Genomic DNA, 710 nt, shown 5'->3' on the forward strand with positions numbered 1-710 from the left:
ATCCGCAGCCCGTTCGACAACCCGGAAGGTGGTGAATCATGAGTAAGGATTGTACGATTCAGGATGTTTTTCATCGTTTTTATCCATCTTTTGAATCCACACATAGTATTTCTCCCGCTCAGCGAAAGGCCGCTTATCACATCATGAATTGCAAAACCGGCGCCTTTGGTGTGAATGTAAGCGTATGCGAGGACTGCGGCTGCATATCAGTCCACTATAACTCCTGCCGTGACAGATGCTGTCCTATGTGTCAGGAGTTTCCAAAAGAAAAGTGGGTAGATGCACGGCGTGAGGATATCTTAGATGCTCCTTATTTCCATGTGGTTTTTACAGTTCCGGAAGAACTTAATCCCATTATCTACAGCAACCAGAAAGTCTTATACACTGCTCTTTATCATGCGGCTTCAGATACTCTCAGTGAACTTGCTGCTGATTGTAAATATCTCGGGACTGATATCGGCTATATCTGTATCCTCCATACATGGGGAAGTACCATGAATTTTCATCCTCATATCCCTGCGATTGTTCTTGGTGGAGGGCTGGATGTGAAAAATCATTGGAAAGACAACGGGAAAGAGTTTTTTCTTCCGATTAAGGTGATCTCCAAAATATTTCGTGGAAAATATATGGCTGAACTTAAGCAGCTCTGGGAAAATGACAGGCTTGAATTTCATGGATCGGCTGCACCTTACAAAAACTACTATACTTTC

The 710-nt window shown here is 43.2% G+C and carries 1 protein-coding gene; it reads left to right on the forward strand.

The annotated features are described in order from the left end of the window. Window positions 1–38: 38 nt before the first annotated feature. Window positions 39–710 (forward strand): IS91 family transposase (locus OCV70_RS18820; RefSeq protein WP_262579994.1); only part of this gene is annotated, 672 nt, incomplete at its 3' end.

Source organism: Blautia acetigignens (assembly GCF_025566865.1).
Lineage (GTDB): Bacteria > Bacillota > Clostridia > Lachnospirales > Lachnospiraceae > Blautia_A > Blautia_A acetigignens.